Source organism: Bacillus cabrialesii, assembly GCF_004124315.2.
GTDB classification, from domain to species: Bacteria; Bacillota; Bacilli; order Bacillales; family Bacillaceae; genus Bacillus; species Bacillus cabrialesii.
Map to the genome: position 1 here is coordinate 1,722,899 of NZ_CP096889.1, position 26,239 is coordinate 1,749,137.

The 26,239-nt window shown below is 41.9% G+C and carries 30 protein-coding genes; all 30 read left to right on the top strand.

Features of this window, described 5'->3' with window-relative positions; genetic code table 11:
* Positions 1-16 precede the first annotated feature (16 nt).
* The gene (gene fliF / locus EFK13_RS08930) at positions 17-1,627 is read left to right on the top strand and encodes a flagellar basal-body MS-ring/collar protein FliF (RefSeq protein WP_129505714.1); all 1,611 of its coding nucleotides are present in this window, start codon (positions 17-19) and stop codon (positions 1,625-1,627) included.
* A 12-nt stretch (positions 1,628-1,639) separates the two neighbouring features.
* Positions 1,640-2,656, top strand: a complete 1,017-nt coding sequence (gene fliG / locus EFK13_RS08935; protein WP_003231981.1) for a flagellar motor switch protein FliG — start codon at positions 1,640-1,642, stop codon at positions 2,654-2,656.
* Positions 2,649-3,401 (top strand): flagellar assembly protein FliH, encoded by a 753-nt coding sequence (fliH, locus tag EFK13_RS08940; RefSeq protein ID WP_129505713.1) that lies wholly within the window; start codon positions 2,649-2,651, stop codon positions 3,399-3,401. The genes fliG and fliH overlap by 8 nt, the downstream gene beginning before the upstream one ends.
* Positions 3,398-4,714 carry a flagellar protein export ATPase FliI gene (fliI, locus tag EFK13_RS08945; RefSeq protein ID WP_129505712.1) on the top strand — a complete coding sequence of 439 codons (1,317 nt, stop codon included), beginning with the start codon at positions 3,398-3,400 and terminating at the stop codon, positions 4,712-4,714. Before fliH ends, fliI begins: the two co-directional genes overlap by 4 nt.
* A gap of 2 nt (positions 4,715-4,716) precedes the next feature.
* Positions 4,717-5,160, top strand: a complete 444-nt coding sequence (fliJ, locus tag EFK13_RS08950; RefSeq protein ID WP_129505711.1) for a flagellar export protein FliJ — start codon at positions 4,717-4,719, stop codon at positions 5,158-5,160.
* 11 nt (positions 5,161-5,171) lie between these two features.
* On the top strand, positions 5,172-5,786 hold the full coding sequence (locus tag EFK13_RS08955) for a MotE family protein (protein ID WP_129505710.1): 615 nt from the start codon (positions 5,172-5,174) through the stop codon (positions 5,784-5,786).
* Positions 5,787-5,798: 12 nt separating this feature from the next.
* The gene (locus EFK13_RS08960; protein WP_129505709.1) at positions 5,799-7,262 is read left to right on the top strand and encodes a flagellar hook-length control protein FliK; all 1,464 of its coding nucleotides are present in this window, start codon (positions 5,799-5,801) and stop codon (positions 7,260-7,262) included.
* A complete protein-coding gene (flgD, locus tag EFK13_RS08965) occupies positions 7,259-7,681 on the top strand; it encodes a flagellar hook assembly protein FlgD (RefSeq protein WP_064813778.1) in 423 nt (140 codons plus the stop codon). The genes EFK13_RS08960 and flgD overlap by 4 nt, the downstream gene beginning before the upstream one ends.
* Positions 7,682-7,702: 21 nt before the next feature.
* A complete protein-coding gene (gene flgG / locus EFK13_RS08970) occupies positions 7,703-8,497 on the top strand; it encodes a flagellar basal body rod protein FlgG (RefSeq protein WP_129505708.1) in 795 nt (264 codons plus the stop codon).
* A 39-nt stretch (positions 8,498-8,536) separates the two neighbouring features.
* Entirely contained in the window at positions 8,537-8,752 is a 216-nt protein-coding gene (gene swrD / locus EFK13_RS08975) for a swarming motility protein SwrD (protein WP_040083172.1), read from the top strand.
* Positions 8,749-9,171: a flagellar basal body-associated protein FliL gene (gene fliL, locus EFK13_RS08980; protein WP_129505707.1), complete on the top strand. Its 423-nt coding sequence runs from the start codon at positions 8,749-8,751 to the stop codon at positions 9,169-9,171. The genes swrD and fliL overlap by 4 nt, the downstream gene beginning before the upstream one ends.
* A gap of 33 nt (positions 9,172-9,204) precedes the next feature.
* Positions 9,205-10,203, top strand: coding sequence for a flagellar motor switch protein FliM (fliM, locus tag EFK13_RS08985; RefSeq protein ID WP_064813781.1), 999 nt, complete (start codon positions 9,205-9,207; stop codon positions 10,201-10,203).
* Positions 10,193-11,329, top strand: coding sequence for a flagellar motor switch phosphatase FliY (fliY, locus tag EFK13_RS08990; RefSeq protein WP_129505706.1), 1,137 nt, complete (start codon positions 10,193-10,195; stop codon positions 11,327-11,329). Before fliM ends, fliY begins: the two co-directional genes overlap by 11 nt.
* Positions 11,330-11,354: 25 nt before the next feature.
* Positions 11,355-11,717, top strand: a complete 363-nt coding sequence (gene cheY, locus EFK13_RS08995) for a chemotaxis protein CheY (RefSeq protein ID WP_014476812.1) — start codon at positions 11,355-11,357, stop codon at positions 11,715-11,717.
* Positions 11,718-11,731: 14 nt separating this feature from the next.
* Positions 11,732-12,388: a flagella biosynthesis regulatory protein FliZ gene (fliZ, locus tag EFK13_RS09000; RefSeq protein WP_129505705.1), complete on the top strand. Its 657-nt coding sequence runs from the start codon at positions 11,732-11,734 to the stop codon at positions 12,386-12,388.
* Positions 12,381-13,046: a flagellar type III secretion system pore protein FliP gene (gene fliP / locus EFK13_RS09005; RefSeq protein WP_003245692.1), complete on the top strand. Its 666-nt coding sequence runs from the start codon at positions 12,381-12,383 to the stop codon at positions 13,044-13,046. The genes fliZ and fliP overlap by 8 nt, the downstream gene beginning before the upstream one ends.
* Before the next feature lie 14 nt (positions 13,047-13,060).
* Positions 13,061-13,330 (top strand): flagellar biosynthesis protein FliQ, encoded by a 270-nt coding sequence (fliQ, locus tag EFK13_RS09010; RefSeq protein WP_014113798.1) that lies wholly within the window; start codon positions 13,061-13,063, stop codon positions 13,328-13,330.
* Between the two features lie 7 nt (positions 13,331-13,337).
* On the top strand, positions 13,338-14,117 hold the full coding sequence (fliR, locus tag EFK13_RS09015) for a flagellar biosynthetic protein FliR (RefSeq protein ID WP_064813785.1): 780 nt from the start codon (positions 13,338-13,340) through the stop codon (positions 14,115-14,117).
* Positions 14,117-15,199 (top strand): flagellar biosynthesis protein FlhB, encoded by a 1,083-nt coding sequence (flhB, locus tag EFK13_RS09020; RefSeq protein WP_129505704.1) that lies wholly within the window; start codon positions 14,117-14,119, stop codon positions 15,197-15,199. Before fliR ends, flhB begins: the two co-directional genes overlap by 1 nt.
* Positions 15,200-15,231: 32 nt before the next feature.
* Complete coding sequence (gene flhA / locus EFK13_RS09025) at positions 15,232-17,265, top strand: flagellar biosynthesis protein FlhA (RefSeq protein WP_129505703.1); 2,034 nt, start codon at positions 15,232-15,234, stop codon at positions 17,263-17,265.
* On the top strand, positions 17,265-18,365 hold the full coding sequence (locus EFK13_RS09030; protein ID WP_129505702.1) for a flagellar biosynthesis protein FlhF: 1,101 nt from the start codon (positions 17,265-17,267) through the stop codon (positions 18,363-18,365). Before flhA ends, EFK13_RS09030 begins: the two co-directional genes overlap by 1 nt.
* Complete coding sequence (flhG, locus tag EFK13_RS09035) at positions 18,356-19,252, top strand: flagellum location/number ATPase FlhG (RefSeq protein WP_129505701.1); 897 nt, start codon at positions 18,356-18,358, stop codon at positions 19,250-19,252. The genes EFK13_RS09030 and flhG overlap by 10 nt, the downstream gene beginning before the upstream one ends.
* Position 19,253: 1 nt before the next feature.
* On the top strand, positions 19,254-20,324 hold the full coding sequence (cheB, locus tag EFK13_RS09040) for a protein-glutamate O-methylesterase CheB (RefSeq protein WP_129505700.1): 1,071 nt from the start codon (positions 19,254-19,256) through the stop codon (positions 20,322-20,324).
* A 4-nt stretch (positions 20,325-20,328) separates the two neighbouring features.
* Positions 20,329-22,344 carry a chemotaxis protein CheA gene (cheA, locus tag EFK13_RS09045; RefSeq protein ID WP_129505699.1) on the top strand — a complete coding sequence of 672 codons (2,016 nt, stop codon included), beginning with the start codon at positions 20,329-20,331 and terminating at the stop codon, positions 22,342-22,344.
* Positions 22,345-22,365: 21 nt separating this feature from the next.
* Positions 22,366-22,836 (top strand): chemotaxis protein CheW, encoded by a 471-nt coding sequence (gene cheW, locus EFK13_RS09050; RefSeq protein WP_129505698.1) that lies wholly within the window; start codon positions 22,366-22,368, stop codon positions 22,834-22,836.
* Positions 22,837-22,854: 18 nt separating this feature from the next.
* Entirely contained in the window at positions 22,855-23,484 is a 630-nt protein-coding gene (gene cheC, locus EFK13_RS09055) for a CheY-P phosphatase CheC (protein ID WP_064813792.1), read from the top strand.
* Complete coding sequence (gene cheD, locus EFK13_RS09060) at positions 23,481-23,981, top strand: chemoreceptor glutamine deamidase CheD (protein WP_003220909.1); 501 nt, start codon at positions 23,481-23,483, stop codon at positions 23,979-23,981. The genes cheC and cheD overlap by 4 nt, the downstream gene beginning before the upstream one ends.
* Before the next feature lie 22 nt (positions 23,982-24,003).
* Positions 24,004-24,768: an RNA polymerase sigma-28 factor SigD gene (sigD, locus tag EFK13_RS09065; protein ID WP_003220911.1), complete on the top strand. Its 765-nt coding sequence runs from the start codon at positions 24,004-24,006 to the stop codon at positions 24,766-24,768.
* A gap of 28 nt (positions 24,769-24,796) precedes the next feature.
* Positions 24,797-25,297 carry a Swarming motility protein SwrB gene (locus EFK13_RS09070; RefSeq protein ID WP_129505697.1) on the top strand — a complete coding sequence of 167 codons (501 nt, stop codon included), beginning with the start codon at positions 24,797-24,799 and terminating at the stop codon, positions 25,295-25,297.
* A gap of 143 nt (positions 25,298-25,440) precedes the next feature.
* Complete coding sequence (rpsB, locus tag EFK13_RS09075) at positions 25,441-26,181, top strand: 30S ribosomal protein S2 (RefSeq protein ID WP_003220918.1); 741 nt, start codon at positions 25,441-25,443, stop codon at positions 26,179-26,181.
* The last annotated feature ends 58 nt before the right edge of the window (positions 26,182-26,239 follow it).

Genomic DNA, 26,239 nt, shown 5'->3' on the forward strand with positions numbered 1-26,239 from the left:
ATGACCGGGGGTTAACATGAATCGTACTCTAATGCAAATGAAAAACAAAACGAGTGAGTTTTGGAAAAATAGATCTAAATTACAAAAGATTTTAATGATTAGTGCTTTAGCGGCAATTATTATAATTGGAATTATTATTAGTGTTTTTGCTTCCAGTACAAAGATGGCGCCGCTGTACAAAGATTTGTCTGCCGAAGAAGCAGGGCAAATCAAAGAACAACTAGATGCAAAAAAAGTGCCGAACGAACTTTCGAATGGCGGTACAGTGATTAGCGTTCCGGAGGATCAGGTTGATTCATTGAAAGTGCAGATGGCTGCAGAAGGACTTCCTAAAACCGGATCAATTGATTATTCGTTTTTTGGACAGAATGCCGGCTTTGGTTTGACAGACAATGAGTTTGATATGGTGAAAGTGAAAGCAACACAGACAGAACTGTCAAATTTGATCAATGAAATGGACGGTATCAAAAATTCAAAAGTAATGATTAACCTCCCGAAAGACGCTGTGTTTGTCGGTGAGGAGCAATCAGCAGCATCGGCCTCAATCGTTCTGCAGATTCAACCGGGTTATACACTTGATCAAAGCCAGATCAACGGATTGTATCATCTGGTATCGAAAAGTGTGCCGAACCTAAAAGAAGATAACATCGTCATCATGGACCAAAATTCTACATACTACGACAAATCAGACAGTGATGCAGGGTCCTACGCGGATAGTTATTCTTCTCAGCAAGGAATTAAGTCTCAAGTTGAAAAAGACATTCAAAAACATGTTCAGTCATTGCTTGGAACGATGATGGGACAAGATAAAGTCGTTGTCTCCGTTACAGCAGACATTGATTTCACAAAAGAAAACCGCACAGAAGACATTGTCGAACCTGTTGATAAAGAAAACATGGAAGGCATTGCAGTCAGCGCGGAAAAGGTATCGGAAACTTACCAGGGTGACGGTGCAGCCAATGGCGGAACTGCCGGAACCGGCGACGAAGATGTAACAAACTATAAAGCTGAAGGCGAAAATACCGAAAGCGGAAATTATGAAAAGAGCAGCAATAAAATCAATTACGAGGTTAACCGAATTCATAAAGAAATCGCTGAAAGCCCTTATAAGGTCAGAGATTTAGGAATTCAAGTCATGGTAGAGCCGCCTGATGCCAAAAACACAGCGTCGCTATCAACTGAAAGACAGGACGATATTCAAAAAATCCTTTCAACTGTTGTCAGAACATCACTGGATAAAGATGCTGCACAAAACCAGAACCTTTCTGATGAAGATATTAATAATAAAATTGTGGTCTCCGTTCAGCCGTTTGACGGAAAAGTCAACTTGGATACGAGTACGGAAAAATCCTCAAGTATCCCGCTGTGGGCATATATCGCAGGCGGTGTTTTAATCGCAGCGATCATTGTTCTGATCATTATGCTTGTCAGAAAGAAACGGGCGCAAGAGGATGAATTTGAGGAATATGAGTATGAGGTTCCTCAAGAACCAATCAATTTGCCTGATATTAACGAAGATGAAAATGAAACAGCGGAAACAGTCAGACGAAAACAGCTTGAAAAGATGGCGAAAGACAAGCCGGAAGATTTTGCTAAACTGCTGAGAAGCTGGCTGGCCGAGGATTAGGAGGAATTAGAAATGGCGAGACGTGATCAAGATAAGCTTACAGGAAAACAAAAAGCAGCCATTCTCATGATTTCCTTGGGGTTAGATGTGTCAGCTTCTGTATATAAGCACTTAACCGATGAAGAAATTGAAAGGCTTACCCTGGAAATATCAGGTGTCCGAAGTGTCGATCATCAAAAAAAGGATGAAATTATAGAAGAATTCCATAATATAGCCATTGCGCAAGATTATATTTCTCAAGGCGGTCTGAGCTATGCGAGACAAGTCCTTGAGAAGGCGCTTGGAGAAGATAAGGCGGAAAACATTCTAAACAGGCTGACTTCTTCTTTACAGGTTAAACCATTTGATTTTGCCAGAAAAGCGGAGCCTGAACAAATTTTAAATTTTATCCAGCAAGAGCATCCGCAGACGATGGCTTTAATCTTGTCTTATTTAGATCCTGTACAAGCCGGGCAAATTTTATCTGAGCTGAATCCTGAAGTGCAGGCCGAGGTCGCAAGAAGAATCGCGGTCATGGACAGAACGTCACCTGAAATTATTAATGAAGTAGAACGGATTTTGGAACAAAAATTATCTTCTGCATTTACTCAGGATTATACACAAACAGGTGGAATTGAAGCTGTTGTTGAAGTGCTAAACGGAGTAGACAGAGGAACAGAGAAGACGATCTTGGATTCATTGGAAATTCAGGATCCCGATCTTGCTGAAGAAATTAAAAAGCGGATGTTTGTCTTCGAAGATATTGTTACACTTGATAACCGCGCGATTCAGAGAGTCATTCGCGATGTTGAGAACGACGATCTGCTCCTTTCATTAAAGGTTGCAAGCGAGGAAGTCAAAGAAATTGTATTCAACAATATGTCACAGCGTATGGTTGAAACCTTCAAAGAAGAAATGGAATTTATGGGTCCTGTACGCTTGAAAGATGTAGAAGAAGCTCAATCCAGAATTGTAAGCATCGTCAGAAAGCTTGAAGAAGCCGGTGAAATTGTGATAGCAAGAGGCGGAGGGGACGATATTATTGTCTAATATCATTAAACAAGAAACATCTTTTTCTCCACAAAAGGAAAGAAGAAAACTCTCTATACAAGAGGTGCGTATCGATCATTCTCACCTCTTGCAGGCTGAAGAGAATCCGGAAGCGCTTATGGCCCGGGTGAAAGCGGAAGCTGACCGTATTTCTGATCAGGCGAACAGCCATATAGAAAATATTCGCCGTCAAATTGAGCAGGAAAAAAATGATTGGGCGGCTGAAAAACAGAAGCTTATTGAGGCAGCAAAAGCTGAGGGCTTTGAACAAGGTATGGCATTAGGCAAAGCGGAGGCGCTTCAACAGTATGCAGAGCTTATCAATCGGGCGAACAGCATAACTGAAATGTCCAGAAAAGCTGTTGAGGATAAGCTTGAAGACGCTAATGAAGAGATCGTTGAGCTTGCCGTCGCACTAGCTAAAAAAGTATGGCAGCAAAAATCTGATGATAAAGAGGCTTTTCTCCTGCTTGTACAACAGGTTGTAAACGAAGTTAAGGAATATGACGATATATCTATATATGTGGATCCTTATTACTATGAGACAATCTTTCAGCAAAAAGATGAAATTCAGCAGCTTCTTTATAAAGAATGTCGGCTTGGCATATATGCTGATGAAAAAGCCCCAAAAGGATCATGCTATATTGAAACTCCTTTTGGCAGGGTAGATGCGAGTGTTGACACACAATTGATGCAGTTGAAAGATAAACTTCTGACAGCGCTGGAAGCTGGTGCAGCTGAATGAAGACACAGAGTCTGATAGATTGTATAGAAATGACCGACTCGTATAAACGGTACGGAAAAGTCAAACGGGTGATCGGCCTGATGATTGAATCAAAAGGTCCTGCAAGCTCAATTGGCGATGTGTGCCTGATTTATGCAAAAGGGCAGTCTGGGAAAGTCATTAAAGCTGAAGTTGTCGGCTTCCAGGAAGAAAATATTTTGCTTATGCCTTATTTAGAGGCTGCAAGCATTGCGCCCGGCAGTATTGTAGAAGCTACTGGTGAATCTCTTCGGGTTAAAGTCGGAGCCGGATTGATCGGACAGGTCATCGATGCTTTTGGCAAGCCGCTTGACGGAAAACTTCTGCCAAAAGGGCTTTCGCCTGTATCAACGGAGCAATCACCGCCCAACCCGATGAAACGGCCGCCTATTCGTGAAAAAATGGGTGTCGGCGTCAGATCAATTGACAGCTTACTGACAGTCGGCAAAGGCCAGCGGATTGGCATTTTTGCAGGAAGCGGTGTCGGAAAAAGCACATTAATGGGGATGATCGCCAAGCAGACAGAGGCTGACTTAAACGTTATTGCACTTGTCGGTGAACGCGGGCGAGAGGTTCGGGAGTTTATTGAAAAAGATCTTGGGGAAGAGGGGCTGAAACGATCGATTGTAGTCGTTGCCACCTCAGATCAGCCCGCTTTAATGAGATTGAAAGCGGCCTACACAGCGACGGCGATTGCCGAGTATTTCCGCGATAAAGGCCAAAATGTCATGTTTATGATGGATTCTGTTACAAGGGTGGCAATGGCGCAGCGTGAAATTGGATTGGCTGCCGGAGAGCCTCCGACAACAAAAGGCTATACACCTTCTGTGTTCGCTATTTTACCTCGTTTATTAGAGCGAACCGGTGCAAATGAGCACGGTACCATTACGGCGTTTTATACAGTATTGGTAGACGGGGATGACATGAATGAGCCGATTGCTGACACTGTTCGCGGGATTTTAGACGGACATATTGTGTTGGACAGAGCGCTAGCCAATAAAGGCCAGTTTCCTGCAGTTAATGTGCTAAAAAGCATCAGCAGGGTGATGTCAAACATATCGACAAGACAACATCTGGATGCGGCGAATAAATTCCGTGAACTTTTATCGACATATCAAAATTCGGAAGATCTCATTAATATCGGAGCTTACAAAAGAGGATCCTCAAGAGAAATTGATGAAGCAATACAATTTTATCCGCAGCTTATTCAATTTTTAAAACAAGGAACAGATGAATCAGCAGTATTGGAAGAAAGCATTGCTGGATTAACTAGTTTGACAGGAAATGAGGAATAAACGTGGCTTATCAATTTAGATTCCAAAAGCTGCTGGAACTAAAAGAAAATGAGAAAGATCAATTTTTATCCGAGTATCAGCAATCAGTTTCTGAATTTGAAAATGTTGCAGAAAAATTATATGAGAATATGAGCAAAAAGGAATTGCTTGAACAAAATAAGGAAAAGAAATTGAAAAGCGGCATGAGTGTACAAGAAATGAGGCATTATCAGCAATTTGTCTCAAATCTTGAAAATACGATTTATCACTATCAAAAGCTTGTCATTATGAAAAGAAATCAAATGAATCAAAAACAAGAAATTTTGACTGAAAAAAATATTGAAGTAAAAAAGTTTGAAAAAATGCGTGAAAAACAGTTTGAAATGTTTGCTCTTGAAGACAAAGCTGCAGAGATGAAAGAAATGGACGATATTTCGATTAAGCAGTTTATGATTCAAGGCCATTAGGAGCGAATGTAATGTCCGGCAAAAAGAAAGAATCAGGTAAGTTCCGTTCGGTTTTGCTTATCATTATCCTTCCGCTGATGTTTCTTTTAATCGCAGGGGGGATTGTTCTTTGGGCTGCTGGTGTCAATGTTTTAAAGCCGATACAGGAAGCTGCGGCAAAAACGCCGGTTCTTAAAGAATTGGTTCCTGAAACCGAAAATAAAAAAGACACAGCAACAAGTAAGGATAGCAGTAATACGGCAGCTCTGGAAAAGACCATTAAGGATCAGAAAAGTGAAATCAGTATATTGAATAAAGATTTAGAAACAAGTAAATCTGAAATTGACAGGCTCAATCAAAAGATCCGTTCACTTGAAAAGACGGCGGAGGATCAAAAAAAGTCATCAGAAGATAGTACCGACAAAACATCAAGCTCAAATTCTTCTTCGGAAAATGACAAAGTGATCAGTGTATATAAAAGCATGGACAGCGGAAAGGCTGCTAAAATTATTGCCCAATTAAAGGAGCAAGAAGCGCTGAAAATATTGAATGGCCTAAGCAAAAAGCAGCTTGCCGACATATTGGCGAAAATGACTCCTGAGCAAGCGGCAACTTATACAGAAAAAATTGCTGCCAGCCAAGAATAGGGGGAATTAAAGGTGAAGCTGCTTGAATTGGCGGGACCTTTGCTGCAAACCACAGCGGGTACTGCGGCTAAAACCATAAATAGTAGCCAGGGAGTTTTTCAAAACTGGCTTATGTCTGAGGCCGGATCGAAAGAAACCTCAGAACAAGGAAAAGGAACTCCTATTTCCGGAGATCAGCTTGTAGCAGATGCACTTAAAAAGATTAGTGATTGGCTCATTTCAAGTCCTGAAGATCAAGACAAACAAAAGGCGGAACTTTTGCAAACATTAAACAAATTAGCTGGGAAGCAGTTGGATGAAACTGCTCAGCAAATGCTGCAGAATCTGCTGCAAGCAGTTGAATCAAAAATGTCCGGCGGGGCGAATCAATTACTCGCAGAAGCGGAGAAAATCATTTCAAAAGGTAAAACGGCCTTGCCTGCCAATGATTCTGCTATTGACATTAATGAAAAACTGAAGTCTGATACAGAGCAATCAAGCCAGGAGAATGAAGTATCTGTGAATGATAAAGAACTTGTCCTTATACAGATGTTTATTAGTCAGCTGTTAGAAGTGAAGAAGCTGACTGACCGCGGGAATGGCAATGAAGCTCATGGCATTTACCAGAATGGAGATCAATTTCTTTCTGCATTAGAAAAAAAGGGCGTATCTCAACAGCTAATTCAGGATCTTAAACAGCAAATATTCACTAAAGATGAGTCGAGTTCAAAACTTTATTCGATGACAGCGTCAGAGCTGAAAAGTTTTCAAAGCTTAATGGAACAAATGTCTATGCTTCCTCAAAAAGGGACAAAAGAATGGAGTTTAGCTGAAAGCCAGCTGAAAGCTTTCTTGTTATCGAAATCATCCGAATCATCGCAAGACTTTGGCAGACGTGTTCTCGCACCGCTCTCACAGAGTTCAACCAGTAAAAGTGCATCGGATGCGTCTGGAACTATTCAGTCTTTAGATAATAAATCAGGACTCCAAATGCTATTTTCAGGGTACCGGAGCACTGGAGGAGTTCAAATACTTGATTTGCAGCAGATGTCATCTGAATTACCGGCTGCCGAAACCAAAACGGTGGCTGATCAAGTGATCAGTGCGTGGAAGCAGATGAAATATACGCCATTCGGCAGATCGACGGGAAGTTTCACTATTCGGCTGAATCCTGAACACTTAGGATTTGTCACAATCAAGCTGACAAATGAAAATGGGATGTTTCAGAGTAAAATCATTGCATCGAGCCAATCAGCAAAAGAGCTGCTTGAACAGCATCTTCCACAGCTAAAGCAATCATTGCCGAATATGGCCGTCCAAATTGATCGTTTTACGCTCCCGGTCCAAAGCGGGGATCAGCCGATATACGGCCAGCTTGCTGATGAACAGAAACAGCAGCAAGAGGGACAGAGACAGCAAAGACAGAAAAAGCAATCAAATGATTTCGGTGATCTGCTCGATGAAGTGGCTAAGGTTGAAATGGAGGAAGAAGAATGACATCTATCAGTTCAGAATATAAGCTGCCTGAAAAAACAAGCACCGTATCGACTAGCAATAGCAGCTTGGGGAAAGATGAATTCTTAAAAATATTAATGACCCAAGTCCAAAACCAAGATCCGCTTAACCCGGTTGATGACAAAGAATTTATCAGTCAGATGGCGACTTTTTCAAGCCTGGAACAAATGATGAATCTGAATACCACAATGACTCAGTTCGTCGAAAATCAAGATCCGTTTACTACGTACCTTGATTGGATGGGTAAGGAAGTTTCTTGGACTGCTGACGGAGGAGCAACAGAAAAAACAGGCACAGTAAGTTCAGTAAAACAGTCAAAAGGAAAATATTATCTTGTTCTTAATGATGGTACTGAAATCAGCCCGTCGAATGTGTTGTCTGTAGCACAGTCTTCTAAATAAAAAAATCTGGGGGAATATATTATGTTACGTTCACTTTATTCTGGAATCAGCGGTATGAAAAACTTTCAAACAAAGCTTGACGTTATCGGCAATAACATTGCCAACGTGAATACAGTAGGATTCAAAAAAAGCCGTGTTACCTTTAAAGATATGGTAAGCCAAACGATTGCCGGCGGTTCTGCGGCTGGTGCCACGATCGGCGGTACGAACTCTAAGCAGATCGGTTTAGGTTCATCATCTGGCACAATTGATACAATTCATTCAACAAGCGCAACACAAAGCACAGGAAGAACACTTGATTTAGCAATTGACGGCGACGGTTATTTCCGCATTGATACAGGCGACGGAACAGCTTATACAAGAGCTGGAAACTTCTATTTAGATAACACCGGGACATTGGTGACAGGTGATGGCTACCATGTATTAAATATGGATGGCGGAACAATTAAAATTCCTACTGATGCACAAAGCTTCAGTATTGGTTCTGATGGAAAGGTTTCAATTGTTGATGCGGGCGGCCAACCTCAAGACGGCGGACAAATCGGGATTGTTACATTTGCAAACAGTGACGGTTTAGACAAAATTGGAAGCAACTTGTATCGTCAATCTTTAAACTCTGGAACAGCCAGCGCAGCCAACCAGCCTGGTGATGGCGGTACAGGTGCTCTTAAATCAGGGTTTATCGAAATGTCTAACGTTGATTTAACTGACGAATTTACTGAAATGATCGTTGCCCAGCGCGGATTCCAATCAAACTCGAAGATTATTACAACATCTGATGAAATCCTTCAAGAACTGGTTAACCTTAAACGTTAAGGAGGGAGGGGAGGCGAGTAATCGCTTCTCCGCTGTTTTATGATTAAAGTAACCCGTTTGAATGGGCAGCCCTTTACACTGAATGCGCTATTTATTGAACAGATTGAATGCTTTCCGGATACTACAATCACTCTGTCAAACGGTAAGAAGTTTGTAGTAAAAGAAGATGAAGAAGCTGTTCTTGAAAAAATCGCATCTTTTTACCGAAACATACAAATATTTTCAATGGACCAAGGAATAGAGGAACCGGAATGAAGAAAAAATTAATGATCATTTTACTAATTATTCTTATCGTAATTGGTGCTCTCGGGGCGGCGGCTTATTTTGTTTTAGGCGGAAAGTCCGAAAAAAGTGAAGCGAAAAAAAGTATCGATGAAATCGTTGCATCTTCTGTTGATGTAGAAGAGATTACAACAAATTTAAAGTCTGATAACATTGTCCGGCTTGCCATTAAACTTGAAACTGACTCTGATAAATCAAAAGAGGAACTTGAAAAACGCGATTTTCAAGTCAAGGACGCTGTAATATCACTGTTGGCTGATACGAATGCTAATGAGATTGAGGGAGACAAGGGAAAAGAAGCCTTTAAGAAGGAACTAAAAGGTAAAATAAATAGCTACCTCCAAGAAGGAAAAGTAGAAAAAGTGTATATTACCTCCTTTAATCTGCAATAAACAATCATTTGACAGAATACGGAGGTGAGGAAAATGTCAGGAGAAGTTCTCTCCCAAAATGAAATAGATGCACTGCTTTCTGCAATATCGACTGGTGAAATGGATGCTGAAGAGCTGAAAAAAGAAGAAAAAGAGAAGAAAGTGAAGGTTTATGACTTCAAACGTGCGTTGCGGTTTTCTAAAGATCAGATCCGCAGTTTAACGAGAATTCATGACAATTTTGCAAGACTTCTTACTACTCACTTTTCTGCACAGCTCAGAACCTATATTCACATATCTGTCAGTTCTGTTGACCAGGTTCCGTATGAGGAATTTATCAGGTCCATTCCGAACATGACGATTCTGAATCTGTTTGATGTCCATCCGATGGAAGGCAGAATTATGATGGAGGTTAACCCGACGATTGCTTATACGATGATGGATCGGGTAATGGGCGGTATTGGACTCAGTCATAATAAGGTAGACAGCTTGACAGAAATTGAAACAAAAATCATTTCTAATTTATTTGAAAATGCACTGGGAAATTATAAAGAAGCTTGGCAGTCAATTGCTGATATTGAACCGGAAATGACTGAGTTTGAGGTGAATCCGCAATTCGTTCAGATGGTGTCTCCTAATGAAACGGTCGTGGTGATCTCACTCAATACTCAAATCGGTGAAATCAGCGGTGTCATTAATCTTTGTATCCCGCATATTGTCCTCGAGCCGCTCATACCGAAGCTTTCGGTCCACTATTGGATGCAATCAGATAGAAACGAGCCGAAGCCTGAGGAAACAAAGTCGCTTGAAAAACGTATCATGACAGCACAGATACCTGTCGTGGCCGAGCTCGGCACATCTGAACTGACAATAGAAGAGTTTTTAAGTTTAGAAGTCGGAGACTGCATAACTTTGGACAATTCAGTCACGGATCCTCTTACTGTATTGGTCGGAGATAAGCCGAAATTTTTAGGACAAGCCGGCCGGGTGAATCGAAAGCAGGCAGTGCAAATTTTAGATCACGACATAAGAGGTGAACAAGATGGAGAATAATAGATTATCTCAAGATGAGATTGACGCGCTTCTTAACGGCACAGGCAGCACGCCGGATGAGCCAGAGGCTCCGGAAGTACATGACTTATCGGAAATGGAGCGTGATGCGATCGGTGAAATCGGGAATATTTCATTCGGCAGTTCTGCGACAGCACTATCAACGCTTTTAAATCAAAAGGTCGATATTACGACCCCGAGCGTAACTGTCATTCCTAAAAGTAAAATCAGCGATGCGTTTCCTGAACCGTATGTAGCGATTGAAGTAAATTATACGGAGGGCTTCAGTGGCAGCAACCTGCTGGTCGTGGAACAAAATGACGCGGCGATTATCGCTGACTTAATGATGGGGGGAGACGGAAAAGGCGCGGACCCTTCACTGGGTGAAATCCATTTAAGCGCGGTTCAAGAAGCAATGAACCAAATGATGGGATCAGCCGCCACATCAATGTCTACTGTCTTCAGTAAAAAAATTGATATTTCACCGCCTCGGGTTGAATTGCTCGATGTTACTGAAGAAAAGGGAACAGACCGCATACCTGATGATGAAATGCTGGTGAAAGTGTCTTTCAACTTAAAGGTGGGAGATTTAATAGATTCCAGTATTATGCAGCTGTACCCGCTGTCATTTGCAAAAGATTTAATTGCAAATCTGATGAACACAGAGAGTGCAGAGGAAGAAACAACGGCGCAGCCTGATGTTACATATGAGCAGCCGAAAGAGCCTGTCATGCCAGAGCCGCGTATTGAACCGCAGCAACAGCAGCAGCCGCCAAAAAGGCAGGGAACACCGAAAAAAGCAGCACCAGTTCAGGTTTCACCGGTGGAATTTTCCGCGTTTGATCCAAACGAGGCTGCACAAGCCCCTATAAACAACCTGGATATGCTGTTGGACATCCCGCTTTCGATTACTGTTGAGCTTGGCAGAACGAAGAGAAGCGTAAAAGAGATTTTGGAGCTTTCTGCCGGAAGTATTATTGAACTTGATAAATTAGCCGGTGAGCCGGTAGATATTTTAGTTAACCAGCGTATTGTTGCCAAGGGCGAGGTCGTTGTCATTGAAGAGAACTTCGGAGTAAGAGTCACTGATATTTTAAGCCAGGCAGAGCGCATTAATAATTTAAAATAATGAAACACAAGGAGAGAGATTGATTATGGCACACAGAATTTTAATTGTAGATGACGCAGCATTTATGCGAATGATGATTAAAGATATTTTGGTGAAAAACGGATTTGAAGTAGTAGCGGAAGCTGAAAATGGAGCACAAGCAGTAGAAAAGTATAAAGAGCATTCTCCTGATCTTGTTACTATGGATATCACGATGCCAGAAATGGATGGGATTACGGCATTAAAAGAAATCAAACAAATTGATGCACAGGCAAGAATCATTATGTGTTCTGCTATGGGACAGCAATCAATGGTTATCGATGCCATTCAAGCTGGCGCAAAGGATTTCATCGTAAAACCTTTCCAAGCAGACCGTGTGCTTGAAGCAATCAACAAAACATTAAGTTAAAGGGTGTACGACTGTTGAAAAAGAGTCAATATTTCATCGCTTTTATTTGTTTTTTCGTTTTATTCAGTGTACATCCGATTGCTGCAGCAGCGGCAGACTCTGATAATTCAACTGTAAACGAATGGTTTCAAAAGAAAGATGAAAAAACTGCAGATAAATCAGAGCAAAAGGAAGAAAAAACAACACAAACTGCTGATGAGACGGAGGGAGCGGCTGCTCCTTCTGTCTCAGCTTTTGATTTTGTGAAGATGATTTTCGCTTTACTGTTTGTTATCGTGCTGATTTATGGGCTGGTTAAGCTCATGAACAAAAGAAATCGGCTCCTGAAGCCTTTTCAATATGTTGAAAATATTGGCGGCACATCGGTCGGTCAAAACAGATCCATCCAATTGATCAAAGTCGGAAAAAGTGTGCTCGTCGTCGGTGTAGGAGAGACGATCCAGTTGCTGAAAGAAATTGAGGATGAAAAAGAGATTGAAGTCATTCTCAGCCAGCATGAAGAGGCAATGTCAAGCAAAATAGAGTGGCAAAAGTTTGTAAAGCCGCTGAAGGGTTCTGAAATTCAGCAGCAAAAACTGCCTTCATTTTCAAAAGCATTAAAAGAGCAGCTTGAAGAGTTAAAACAAAACCGTTCTGAAGGAAAGAAGAAAGGCCCACGTCATCATGAATGAGTTTATAAATATTTTCAGTTCAAGCGATCCGGAAAACGTTAGTTCGACTGTTAAATTACTATTATTGTTAACCGTATTTTCAGTGGCGCCTGGAATATTGATTCTTATGACTTGTTTTACTCGCATCGTCATTGTTCTGTCATTTGTCAGGACTTCACTGGCGACGCAATCTATGCCGCCAAACCAGGTTCTTATCGGGCTTGCGCTGTTTTTAACGTTTTTTATTATGGCTCCTACTTTTTCAGAGATTAATAAAGAAGCGCTGACCCCATTGATGGACAATAAAATCAGCTTGGATGAAGCGTATACGAAAGCTGAAGAACCGATCAAAGAATTTATGAGTAAACATACAAGGCAGAAGGACCTGGCGCTGTTTATGAATTACGCGAAGATGGATAAACCCGAATCATTAAAGGATATTCCGCTAACGACAATGGTTCCGGCTTTTGCGATATCGGAGCTGAAAACAGCGTTTCAAATAGGTTTTATGATTTTTATCCCATTTTTAATTATAGATATGGTAGTGGCGAGCGTTTTAATGTCAATGGGAATGATGATGCTCCCTCCAGTTATGATTTCTCTGCCCTTTAAAATATTACTTTTTGTTTTAGTAGACGGCTGGTATTTAATTGTGAAATCTTTGCTTCAGAGCTTTTAGGGTAGGTGCTAAACGTGAGTTCAGAATTTGTAATTTCTATGGCGGAAAAAGCCGTATACGTAACGCTGATGATCAGTGCGCCACTATTGGCAATCGCTTTACTGGTCGGTTTAATCGTCAGCATATTTCAGGCAACAACTCAAATCCAGGAACAGACTTTGGCGTTTATTCCGAAAATCGTGGCGGTTCTCTTGGCCCTGATATTTTTCGGACCATGGATGCTGTCGACCATTCTTTCATTTACAACAGAGCTGTTTTCTAATTTAAATCGTTTTGCAGGGTAATGTAGAGATGAATTCGATTATTGATTTATTTCCTGCCTTCTTACTGGTTTTTATTAGAATCTCTGCTTTTTTTGTAACGATTCCGCTATTCGGACACCGAAATGTCCCGGCTGTTCATCGTATTGGATTTGCTTTTTTTCTCGCGGTCATTTGTTTCAGCACTATTGATAAACCTCCCTCTTTGGAGATAGATGGGCAATATATGCTCTTGGCGTTTAAGGAAGCTTTGGTTGGTCTCTGTCTAGGTTTAATCGCTTATATGATGATTGCCGCAGTTCAGATTGCCGGTTCGTTTATTGATTTTCAAATGGGTTTTTCAATTGCGAACGTTATTGATCCGCAAACCGGTGCACAAAGTCCGTTGATCGGCCAGTTTATCTATACGATGGCACTTTTGTTTATGCTTAGTGTCAATGCCCATCATTTGCTGCTGGACGGTATTTACTACAGCTTTCAGTATATTTCAGTTGATCAGGCATTTCCGAATTTCGGCGATGAAAAGTTTGCTTATTTTATCGCGAAAAGCTTTAATGCGATGTTTATTATCGCTTTTCAAATGTCAGCGCCGGTTGTGGCCAGTTTGTTTCTTGTTGATTTAGCATTAGGTATCGTGGCTCGGACTGTTCCGCAACTAAATGTATTTGTGGTCGGTTTGCCTTTAAAGATTGCTGTCAGTTTCATCATGCTCATTGTGTGTATGTCCGTTATCTTCGTCGTTGTGCGGAATGTTTTCGGTTTAACGATTGAAACGATGCGGAATCTTTTAGCATTGGTCGGTGTTTCTTAATGAAGCTTAGAATTGATCTGCAGTTTTTTGCGGGAGAGAAGACGGAAAAAGCCACCCCGAAAAAACGGAAGGATACGCGAAAGAAAGGGCAGGTAGCCAAAAGCTCGGATGTTAATACCGCCATTTCTTTACTCGTCATATTCCTTTCGCTTATTGCGATTGGTCCATATATGAGAGACAAGCTGCTTTCATTTATAGAAACGTTTTATACCGATTCGCTCACAATGAAGCTCTCAGAATCAAATGTGCATACACTGTTTATCAGCTTATTAGAGGATATGGGCATGATACTTGCACCGATCTTGCTTGTCGCTCTTGTTGCAGGGGTCGTAAGCAACTATATGCAGGTTGGGTTCTTGTTTTCTGCTGAAGTGATACAGCCTAAGCTTGAAAAGCTGGACCCGATCAAAGGCTTTAAACGAATATACAGCATGAGGGCGATTGTAGAGCTGATTAAATCTATATTGAAAATCACTGTTGTCGGTTTTGCGGCTTTTGCTGTGCTTTGGCTTCATTATGGAGAAATTCTCCGGCTCCCGCTCCTGACACCTGAAGAGGCACTTTCTTTTGTTTCAAAACTTACCTTGTGGATGGGGCTGAGCGGTGCAGGGGCTTTGTTGATACTTGCTGGTCTCGACTATTTATATCAGAGGTTTGACTATGAGAAAAATATCAAAATGTCAAAGCAGGATATAAAAGACGAGTACAAAAAATCTGAAGGAGACCCGATTATCAGGTCTAAAATTAAACAAAAACAGCGGGAAATGGCGATGAGGCGGATGATGCAGGAGGTTCCAAAAGCTGATGTCATTATCACAAATCCGACTCACTATGCGATTGCCCTGAAATATGACGAAGAAAAAATGGACGCTCCTTATATTGTTGCAAAAGGTGTTGACCATCTGGCATTAAAAATCAGGAAAATTGCTAAAGAGCATGATGTCATGATGGTAGAAAACAGACCGCTTGCACGTGCGTTATATGATCAGGTAGAAATTGACCAGGCAGTGCCGGAAGAATTTTTTAAAGTCTTGGCAGAAATTCTGGCTTACGTATATAAAACAAAACAAAAAGTATATTGAATTTTTCGATTTAAAAGGAGAGAAAAAACAGCATGTCAACAAGAGATTTATCCGTTTTAATAAGTGTGGTCCTCATTGTGGCGATGCTGGTGATTCCATTTCCTCCATGGCTGTTAAGTATTTTGATCATTATTAATATTTCTCTTGCGTTGATCGTGCTTCTTACCACAATGAATATGCAAGAAGCGCTTCAGTTTTCGATCTTTCCGTCACTGTTGCTGCTTTTAACCCTATTTCGTTTGGGCTTGAACGTCTCAACTACCCGTTCGATTCTTTCACATGGTGAGGGAGGAAAAGTCGTCGAGACTTTCGGAAATTTCGTTGTCGGCGGAAATGTATTAGTTGGACTCGTTGTTTTTATCATCCTGATTATTATTCAGTTTATCGTCATTACGAAAGGTGCTGAACGTGTTTCAGAGGTTGCGGCAAGGTTTACGCTGGACGCAATGCCGGGGAAGCAGATGAGTATTGATGCTGATTTAAACGCAGGGATGATTACCGAACAGGAAGCGAAGCACCGCCGCGAAAAAGTGGCAAGAGAAGCAGACTTTTATGGAGCAATGGACGGTGCCAGTAAATTTGTAAAAGGCGACGCGATAGCCGGAATCATCATTGTGATGATCAATGTTATCTTCGGTATCGTTATCGGAATGCTTCAGCAGGGCATGTCCATTCAAGAAGCCGCTTCGCACTTTACGATGCTGACTGTAGGGGATGGAATTGTTTCGCAAATTCCGGCGCTGCTAATTTCTACAGCTACGGGTATTGTCGTGACAAGAGCTGCCTCTGAAGGAAACTTGGGTCATGACATTACAGGTCAGCTGTTTGCTTATCCAAAGCTTTTATACGTCACAGCAGCTACAATTTTGCTTCTTGGTATTTTCACTCCGATTGGCATTTTTCTGACGGGGCCGCTTGCGGGGCTGCTTGCTTTCGGCGCTTATACGTTATCTAAATCAGGTAAGGAAAAAGAGGAAGTTGATGAGGTCCTTGAGGAAGAGACTGAGATTGACGAGCTTAAAAGCCCTGAAAGCGTTGTTCAGCTTCTGCACATAGATCCGATAGAATTCGAGTTCGGGTACGGTCTGATCCCGCTTGCTGATGCCAATCAAGGCGGTGATTTATTGGACCGAATTGTAATGATTCGCCGTCAGTTGGCTCTGGAACTCGGACTTGTCATTCCTGTTGTGCGCATCAGAGACAATATAGCGTTGCAGCCTAATGAATACCGACTGAAAATTAAAGGTAACGAAGTAGCGAAAGGCGAGCTGTTGCTTGATCACTATTTAGCGATGTCGCCTACGCCTGAAGACGATCTCATTGAAGGAATTGAAACAGTTGAACCGTCATTCGGACTGCCGGCCAAATGGATTGGCGAATCCGTAAAGGATGAGGCTGACATGCTTGGTTATACAGTTGTCGATCCTGCATCAGTCGTTTCAACCCATATTACGGAAAAAATTAAGCAGCATGCCCACGAATTGATCGGAAGACAGGAAACGAAACAGCTGATCGATCACTTGAAAGAAACGTATCCGGTCCTTGTGGAAGAGGTTACGCCGAATCCGTTGTCTGTCGGTGATATTCAGAAGGTGCTGGCTAAGCTTTTAAAAGAAAAAGTTTCTATCCGAAATTTAGTCACGATTTTTGAAACGCTTGCCGACTATGGAAAACTAACAACAGATTCTGATCTTCTGACAGAGTATACAAGACAGGCACTGGCTAAACAAATTACAGCCCAGTTTGCCAAAGAAAATGAAGTGTTAAAGGTTGTGACTTGTTCGGGCCGTGTAGAAAAGGCAATAGCAGACGGTGTGCAGCAAACGGAACACGGGAATTATTTGTCGCTTGAACCAGATATTTCAGAAAGCATTGTACGTTCTGTCGCTAAAGAAGCCGAACAACTTTCACTGCGTCAGGAAAATGCGATTCTTCTCTGCTCGCCGCCTGTCAGAATGTATGTGAAACAGCTTCTGGAACGATACTTCCCTGATCTTCCGGTACTTTCTTATAACGAACTTGAGGCGAATGTTGAGGTACAAAGCATTGGAGTGGTGGATATTTAATGAAAATAAAAAAATTTACTGCTGCTTCAATGCAAGAAGCGGCACTTCTCATCAGAAAAGAGTTAGGTAATGAAGCGGTCATATTAAATTCGAAAAAAATTAAAAAGCGAAAATGGTTTGGACTCGTCAACAAGCCTGCTGTTGAGGTAATTGCCGTATTGGATCAAGACTTTCTTGAGAAAAAAACACCTCAAAAAGCAGCTGAGCCGAAACAAACATTAAAAACTCCGGTCAGCAGTCCGAAAATAGAGGAGAGGACATATCTCCCTCAATTTTCGGCGCAACATGAGCCCGGTGATTTTTCAGCTTATCAATCTGTACTTCCTGAGCCGCTGCGAAAAGCAGAAAAGCTTTTGGAAGAAACGGGGATTAAAGAGTCAACGAAGACGAGCGCTCTAAAAAAATTGCTTCGCTTCTCCGTGGAAGCGGGCGGGCTTACTGAAGAAAACGTGGTCGGCAAACTTCAAGATATACTATGCGATACACTGCCTTCAGCAGACAAGTGGCAGGAGCCGATTCAGTCAAAGTATATCGTACTGTTTGGCTCAACAGGTGCTGGTAAAACAACAACGCTGGCTAAGCTCGCAGCCATATCTATGCTTGAAAAACAGAAAAAAATCGCTTTTATTACAACAGATACGTATCGTATTGCAGCTGTTGAACAGTTGAAAACATACGCCGAACTGCTGCAGGCTCCTCTGGAAGTTTGCTATACAAAAGAAGAATTCCAGCAGGCGAAGGAGTTATTTTCTGAGTATGATCATGTGTTTATTGATACAGCCGGAAGAAACTTCAAGGAGCAGCAATACATTGATGAATTGAAAGAAACGATTCCTTTTGGGAGCAGCATTCAGTCATTTCTCGTTTTGTCCGCGACTACAAAATATGAAGATATGAAGCATATTGTCAAACGGTTTTCAGCCGTCCCTGTCAATCAGTTCATTTTCACAAAAATAGATGAAACTGCTTCCTTGGGTTCTGTATTTAATATACTGGCAGAATCAAAAATAGGTGCCGGGTTTATTACAAACGGCCAGAATGTGCCGGAGGATATACAAACTGTATCTCCGCTTGATTTTGTAAGGATGCTGTGCAGATGAACAGATTTGACCAAGCAGCAGCTTTACGGGCGAAAATGGAAAAGCGTCAGCGTGTTCTGCCTATGGTTTTTTCACAAAAAGCGAAGACACTTGCTGTCATCAGCGGCAAAGGCGGTGTCGGAAAATCCAATATTACCTTAAACATGGCCCTTGCGCTGCAGGATAAAGGTAAGAAGGTACTGCTCATCGATCTTGATATCGGGATGGGGAACATTGATATATTGATGGGAAACTCATCGTCCGCCACGATTATCGATGTATTAACCGAACGCAGGCCTCTGATGCAGTCACTATCCGTTGGGGCAAAGGGTTTGCGGTATATATCAGGGGGAACCGGTCTGGATGCGATGTTTCAGCTGGATCAGAGAAAATGGGCGTTTTTTGCCAATGAACTTTCTCATGCGTTAAGCCAGTTCGATTATGTCTTGTTTGACATGGGAGCGGGCTTATCGAAAGATCAGCTGCCTTTTATTTTATCAACAGAAGATATTTTGATCATAACGACTCCCGAACCGACGGCCATCATGGACGCATACAGCGCGGTCAAGCATTTGGTTTTGACGGAAAATAAGCTTTCAATGAAGGTGGCTGTCAATCGGTGCCGTGATCAAAAGGAAGGGCTAGACGCTTTTACCCGCCTTTCCCGCACGATTCATATGTTTTTGGATGTTCAGGTTCAGTTTGTTGGTTCCGTTTCTGACGATCCGATTGTGAGCAAAGCAGTTGTCGAACAGGTTCCTTTTTTCATAAAAAGTCCTCAGGCAAAAGCCAGCCGGTCAGTCCGTCTTTTAGCGGACGCCTTGTTTGAAAGAGAAGAAACAAGACACAAAGAAGACAAACAGACATTTATAGAGAAATTATCTTCTTTTTTAATGAGGAGGGCTTAATTTGATTCGTGTGCTTGTAGTTGATGATTCAGCTTTTATGAGAAAAATGATAAGTGATTTTCTAACCGAGGAAAAGCAGATAGAAGTAATCGGAACTGCGAGAAACGGAGAAGAAGCGCTTAAGAAGATTGAATTACTAAATCCGGATGTTATTACTCTTGATGTTGAAATGCCGGTCATGAATGGGACAGACACACTGCGTAAAATTATTGAGATTTATAACTTGCCGGTCATCATGGTGTCAAGCCAGACTGCAAAAGGTAAAGAGTGCACAATTAATTGTTTAGAGATCGGGGCCTTTGACTTTATCACAAAGCCATCAGGCTCAATATCTCTGGATTTGTACAAAATTAAAGAACAATTAGTTGAGCGTGTCGTCGCGGCAGGACTTTCAGGCAAGCGGAAACATCCTGCTACACAGGCAGTTCGGCCTGAACCTATAGTGCGTGCTGTAAAGCCTGAATTAAGCAAACCGAAACTCGGTTCAGGCAGGCAAATTGTATGTATCGGCACATCAACAGGCGGCCCAAGGGCATTACAAAAAGTGATACCGAAGCTCCCTAAGGATTTGAATGCACCGGTGGTTGTTGTTCAGCACATGCCTGAAGGTTTTACTGCTTCTTTGGCTGAGCGGCTGAATCATTTATCTGACATTCAAGTAAAAGAAGCAAAAGATGGTGAAGCGGCTCTTAACGGCTGTGTTTACATTGCACCGGGCGGAAAAAACATATCCGTTATCAAAAACAGCGGGGGACTCCAGATCGTTCTTGATAATCACGATACACCAAGCCGTCATAAACCATCAGCGGATTATTTATTCCGTTCTGTCGGTAAACTGGCAGACTATGAAAAAGTAGCGGTTATCATGACCGGAATGGGCAGTGACGGCACTGCCGGCTTAAAGGACATGCTAACGGCCGGCAATGTGAAAACCATTGCGGAGTCTGAAGAATCTTGTGTCGTATATGGGATGCCGAAAGCTGCTGTTAAAGCAGGCCTCATTCATGAGATTAAACATGTGGAAGATATCGCAGCATCCATCACAAGCTGTGTGAAAAAAGAGAGGGTGTGATTCAATGGATATGAATCAGTATTTAGATGTCTTTATTGATGAGAGTAAAGAACATTTACAAACATGTAATGAAAAGCTTCTCCTTTTAGAGAAAGACCCGACTGACCTTCAGCTCGTTCATGATATATTCAGGGCTGCCCATACATTAAAAGGAATGAGCGCAACGATGGGCTATACGGATTTAGCACATCTAACCCACCTGCTTGAAAACGTGCTGGATGCAATCCGAAACGGAGACATGGCGGTTACCTCAGACTGGCTGGATATTTTGTTTGAAGCACTGGATCACCTGGATGCTATGGTTCAGTCTATTATTGACGGCGGGGATGGGAAAAGAGATATCTCAGAAGTAAGCGCAAAGCTTGATGTAAATGGTGCGCACGCTGAAACGGCTGCCTCTGCGGAACCAGCAGAAGCACAGAATACAGCATCTGATTGGGAATATGACGAATTTGAACGAACTGTCATACAAGAAGCGGAGGAGCAAGGTTTCAAACGATATGAAATCAAGATTTCTCTGAACGAAAACTGTATGTTAAAAGCAGTTCGTGTCTATATGGTGTTTGAAAAGCTTAATGAAGTCGGAGAAGTGGCCAAAACAATCCCAAGTGCGGAAGTGCTTGAAACAGAAGATTTCGGTACTGACTTTCAAGTGTGTTTCTTAACACATCAATCAGCGGAAGAGATAGAACAATTAATCAATGGCGTTTCAGAAATTGAGCATGTTGAAGTCATTCAAGGAGCTCCTTTAACATCAGCTGAAAAGCCGGAAGAACCTAAACCGGCAGATTCGCCAGCACCTGTACCTGTGAAGCAGGAGAAACAAAAACAGCCTGCTAAAAACGATGAACAAGCCAAACATACTGCCGGCGGATCTAAAACAATTCGTGTCAACATTGACAGGCTTGATTCATTAATGAACTTATTTGAAGAGCTTGTTATTGACCGCGGGCGTCTCGAGCAGATTGCAAAAGAGCTTGAGCACAATGAACTGACTGAAACGGTTGAACGAATGACGAGAATTTCCGGAGATTTGCAATCGATTATTCTCAATATGAGAATGGTTCCGGTTGAAACCGTTTTTAACCGGTTCCCGAGAATGATTCGCCAGCTTCAAAAAGAGCTGAATAAAAAAATCGAACTCTCGATCATCGGTGCTGAAACTGAACTGGATCGAACAGTCATTGATGAAATCGGAGATCCTCTCGTTCACTTGATCAGAAACAGTATTGACCATGGGATCGAGTCACCGGAAACACGCTTGCAAAAGGGAAAACCGGAATCAGGAAAAGTTGTGCTTAAAGCTTATCACAGCGGCAACCATGTCTTTATCGAAGTAGAGGATGACGGTGCGGGCCTTAATCGCAAAAAAATTCTTGAAAAAGCGCTTGAGCGCGGGGTCATTACGGAAAAAGAAGCAGATACCTTAGAAGACAATGAAATTTACGAATTGATTTTTGCCCCAGGGTTCTCAACTGCTGATCAAATTTCTGATATTTCCGGCCGAGGCGTCGGACTTGATGTTGTAAAAAATAAACTGGAGTCTCTTGGCGGTTCAGTCAGTGTGAAATCTGCAGAAGGTCAAGGCTCTTTGTTCAGCATTCAGCTTCCGCTTACATTGTCCATTATTTCAGTTCTGCTGATCAAATTGGAAGAAGAGACATTTGCTATTCCGATTTCTTCAATCATTGAAACAGCAGTTATTGACAGAAAAGACATTTTGCAAACGCATGACCGTGAAGTAATTGACTTTAGAGGGCACATTGTCCCTGTCGTTTATTTAAAAGAAGAGTTTAAAATAGAAGATACAAGGCAAGATGCGGAACAGCTCCATATCATTATCGTGAAAAAAGGCGACAAACCTACTGCATTTGTGGTGGACTCCTTTATTGGCCAGCAGGAAGTTGTGCTGAAATCACTCGGAGATTATTTAACAAACGTCTTTGCAATTTCCGGAGCTACTATTTTAGGAGACGGAGAAGTAGCGCTCATTATTGATTGTAATGCACTGATTATTTAACCATTCGAGGAGGTGTCTCACATGACTGCAGAAATTAAAACCGGCGAAAAAATGATTGTTTTTATGGTAAATGGCAAAGAGTATGCCATTTCCGTCACTCAGGTGAAATCAATTGAAAAATGGCAAAAGCCAACGAGAGTGCCCGGCGTTGAACCATATATTTGCGGGGTAATTAATTTGCGCGGGGTAGTGACTCCGGTAATTGATTTAAGAAAGCGCCTGAATTTGCCAGAGTATGAAATTACCGATGAAACACGAATTATCATTATTGCTTATCGTGATAATGAAATCGGCTGGATTGTGGATGAAGCTAATGATGTGATTACCGTACACGAAAGTGAAATCGAATCCGCTCCAGAAAGCATCCAGAAAGATACGGATGTGTCGATCGAACAGATTGTCAAACAAGAGAACAGACTTTTAAATATTATTGATGCGAACGCGGTTTTGGATAAAGAATCATCTCAGTCCGCTGTGCCCGATCAAGCTTAATCTTAAAGGGGTTATGACATGAGTATTTTTAATGGAATCAAAGAAGAGCAGATGGACATTTTGCGGGAAGTCGGCAATATAGGCGCCGGTCACTCCGCCTCTGCAATGGCCCAGCTGTTAAATAGAAAGATAGATATGGAAGTCCCGTTTGCAAAGCTGCTGTCTTTCGATGAGCTTGTTGATTTTTTCGGCGGCGCCGATATCCCGGTTGCCAGCATCTTTTTAAGAATGGAAGGCGACTTAACGGGTTCAATGTTCTTTATAATGCCTTTTTATCAGGCGGAGCAGTTTATCAGAGAGCTGATAGGGAACCCCGATTTTGATATAGAAGACTTAGGTGAAGATCATATGAGCTCATCCGCTTTGCATGAACTGGGCAATATTTTAGCAGGTTCATATTTAACAGCCTTGGCAGATTTGACGCAACTCCAGCTTTACCCGAGTGTTCCTGAAGTTTCATTGGACATGTTTGGCGCTGTAATCAGCGAAGGGCTGATGGAGCTCAGCCAGGTTGGAGAACACGCCATTGTTGTCGACACGTCAATTTTTGACCAAAGCCATCAGCAGGAGCTGAAAGCGCATATGTTTATGCTGCCGGACTATGATTCATTTGAAAAGCTCTTTGTCGCCTTGGGTGCATCATTATGAGTACAACTGAGGCTGTTGTTGTAAAGGTTGGAATTGCTGACGTGAAGATCGCCCGCTTCCCGGACACCATCAGGACCTCGGGGTTGGGATCATGTGTGGGGCTGGTGCTTTATGATAAAGAAAAGCAAACGGCGGGGCTTGTCCATGTCATGCTGCCGGATTCGACGTTATCGAAAACGGCCGAACTCAATCGGGCTAAGTACGCTGACACCGCCGTAAAGACCACGATTGATATGCTGATAGAAGCGGGATGCCGGAAATTTGCATTAAAAGCAAAGCTGGCCGGCGGATCAGAAATGTTTAAATTTAAATCGACGAATGATTTGATGAAGATCGGACCGAGAAATGTATTAGCGATAAAGGAACAGCTGTCTTTATATAATATTCCTATCATTAGTGAAGATACGGGCGGCTCAAGCGGCCGGACGATAGAATTTGAACCGAAGTCCTGCATGCTGCATATTCGAACTGTTAAACAAGGTGAAAAAACGATTTAATTAAGGTATTAGGGGGATAACAATGCAATCCTTGAATTATGAAGATCAGGTGCTTTGGACGCGCTGGAAAGAGTGGAAAGATCCTAAAGCCGGTGATGATTTAATGCGCCGTTACATGCCGCTTGTCACATATCATGTAGGCAGAATTTCTGTCGGACTGCCGAAATCAGTGCATAAAGACGATCTTATGAGCCTTGGTATGCTTGGTTTATATGATGCCCTTGAAAAATTTGACCCCAGCCGGGACTTAAAATTTGATACCTACGCCTCGTTTAGAATTCGCGGCGCAATCATAGACGGGCTTCGTAAAGAAGATTGGCTGCCCAGAACTTCACGTGAAAAAACAAAGAAGGTTGAAGCGGCAATTGAAAAGCTTGAGCAGCGCTATCTTCGGAACGTATCGCCCGCAGAAATTGCAGAGGAACTCGGAATGACGGTACAGGATGTAGTGTCAACAATGAATGAAGGTTTTTTTGCAAATCTGCTGTCAATTGATGAAAAGCTTCATGATCAAGATGACGGTGAAAACATTCAGGTCATGATCAGAGATGACAAAAATGTTCCGCCTGAAGAAAAGATTATGAAGGATGAACTGATTGCACAGCTTGCTGAAAAAATTCATGAACTCTCTGAAAAAGAACAGTTGGTGGTCAGTTTGTTCTACAAAGAGGAGCTGACATTGACAGAAATCGGACAAGTATTAAATCTTTCTACGTCCCGCATATCACAGATCCATTCAAAGGCACTATTTAAATTAAAGAATCTGCTGGAAAAAGTGATTCAATAATGAATTTCATGGTTAGCGAGTGAAAAACATGTCAACACTATTATGGCTTTTAAGCTTTACGCTCCACGGCGTTCTTCTGTACGCTGTCATGATCCTATATACGAGGCTCGCAGCTGTGAAAGAAACAGAAAAACAGCAAAAGAAGATACTTGAAGAGACGGAAAACACCTTGGCGGCATTTCTACTTGAATTAAAAGAAGAAAATGAAAAACTGATAGAAAATACCGATTCATCTTCAAATCAAGCGGAAGAAGAGACTCAAAAGCCAGACCTTCTGCACATTGAAAAAGATTCAGAGCTGGATGCGGTTCAAGAAGAAAACCTCCCTGAACATATTGAAGGTCTAATAACTGAGGTTGAGCGTCAGGAAGAGAGCGTAAACAGTGATGTCCAATCATTTGAAGACCAGGTCATAGAATTATATGAAGAGGGGTATTCGGCCAGTCAAATTGCTCAGAAACTGAAGAGCGGAAAGACAGAAATCGAGCTATTTTTAAAATTTCGCTCCAAAGGTGTAAAGGATTCTTGATTGTCGGATAAAGCTGTGTTATATTATGTCTTGGTGTTAAATACACACGCTTAACGATTTATGCAGAGGGTGCTGCAGGCGGCAGTTCTGCACAAAAATGACCTAAGCGGAGGAAAAAAACCATTATATTAGGAGGAAATAACATGTCAGTCATTTCTATGAAGCAATTGCTTGAAGCTGGTGTTCACTTCGGTCACCAAACACGCCGTTGGAACCCAAAAATGAAGCGTTACATTTTCACGGAGCGTAACGGAATCTACATCATTGACCTTCAAAAAACAGTCAAAAAAGTAGAGGAAGCTTACAACTTCACTAAAAATCTTGCTGCTGAAGGCGGAAAAATCCTTTTCGTCGGAACAAAGAAACAAGCTCAAGATTCTGTTAAAGAAGAAGCTCAGCGCTCTGGCATGTACTATGTCAACCAACGTTGGTTGGGCGGTACATTAACAAACTTTGAAACAATCCAAAAACGTATTAAACGTCTTAAAGACATTGAAAAAATGCAAGAAAACGGTACGTTTGATGTACTTCCTAAAAAAGAAGTCGTTCAATTGAAAAAAGAATTAGAACGTCTTGAAAAATTCCTAGGCGGAATTAAAGATATGAAGGATCTTCCTGATGCATTATTCATCATCGATCCTCGCAAAGAGCGCATCGCTGTTGCGGAAGCTCGCAAATTGAACATCCCTATCATCGGTATTGTAGATACTAACTGTGATCCAGATGAAATCGATGTTGTAATCCCAGCGAACGATGACGCTATCCGCGCTGTTAAACTTCTAACTTCTAAAATGGCAGATGCAATCTTAGAAGCGAAGCAAGGCGAAGAAGAAGCGGAAGTTGCTGAAGAAACTGCACCAGAAACAGAAACAACAACTGCGTAACCTATTCAAAAGGTGATAAGAGGGACTGCCTTTTATCACCTTTTTTCAAGAAAAATGT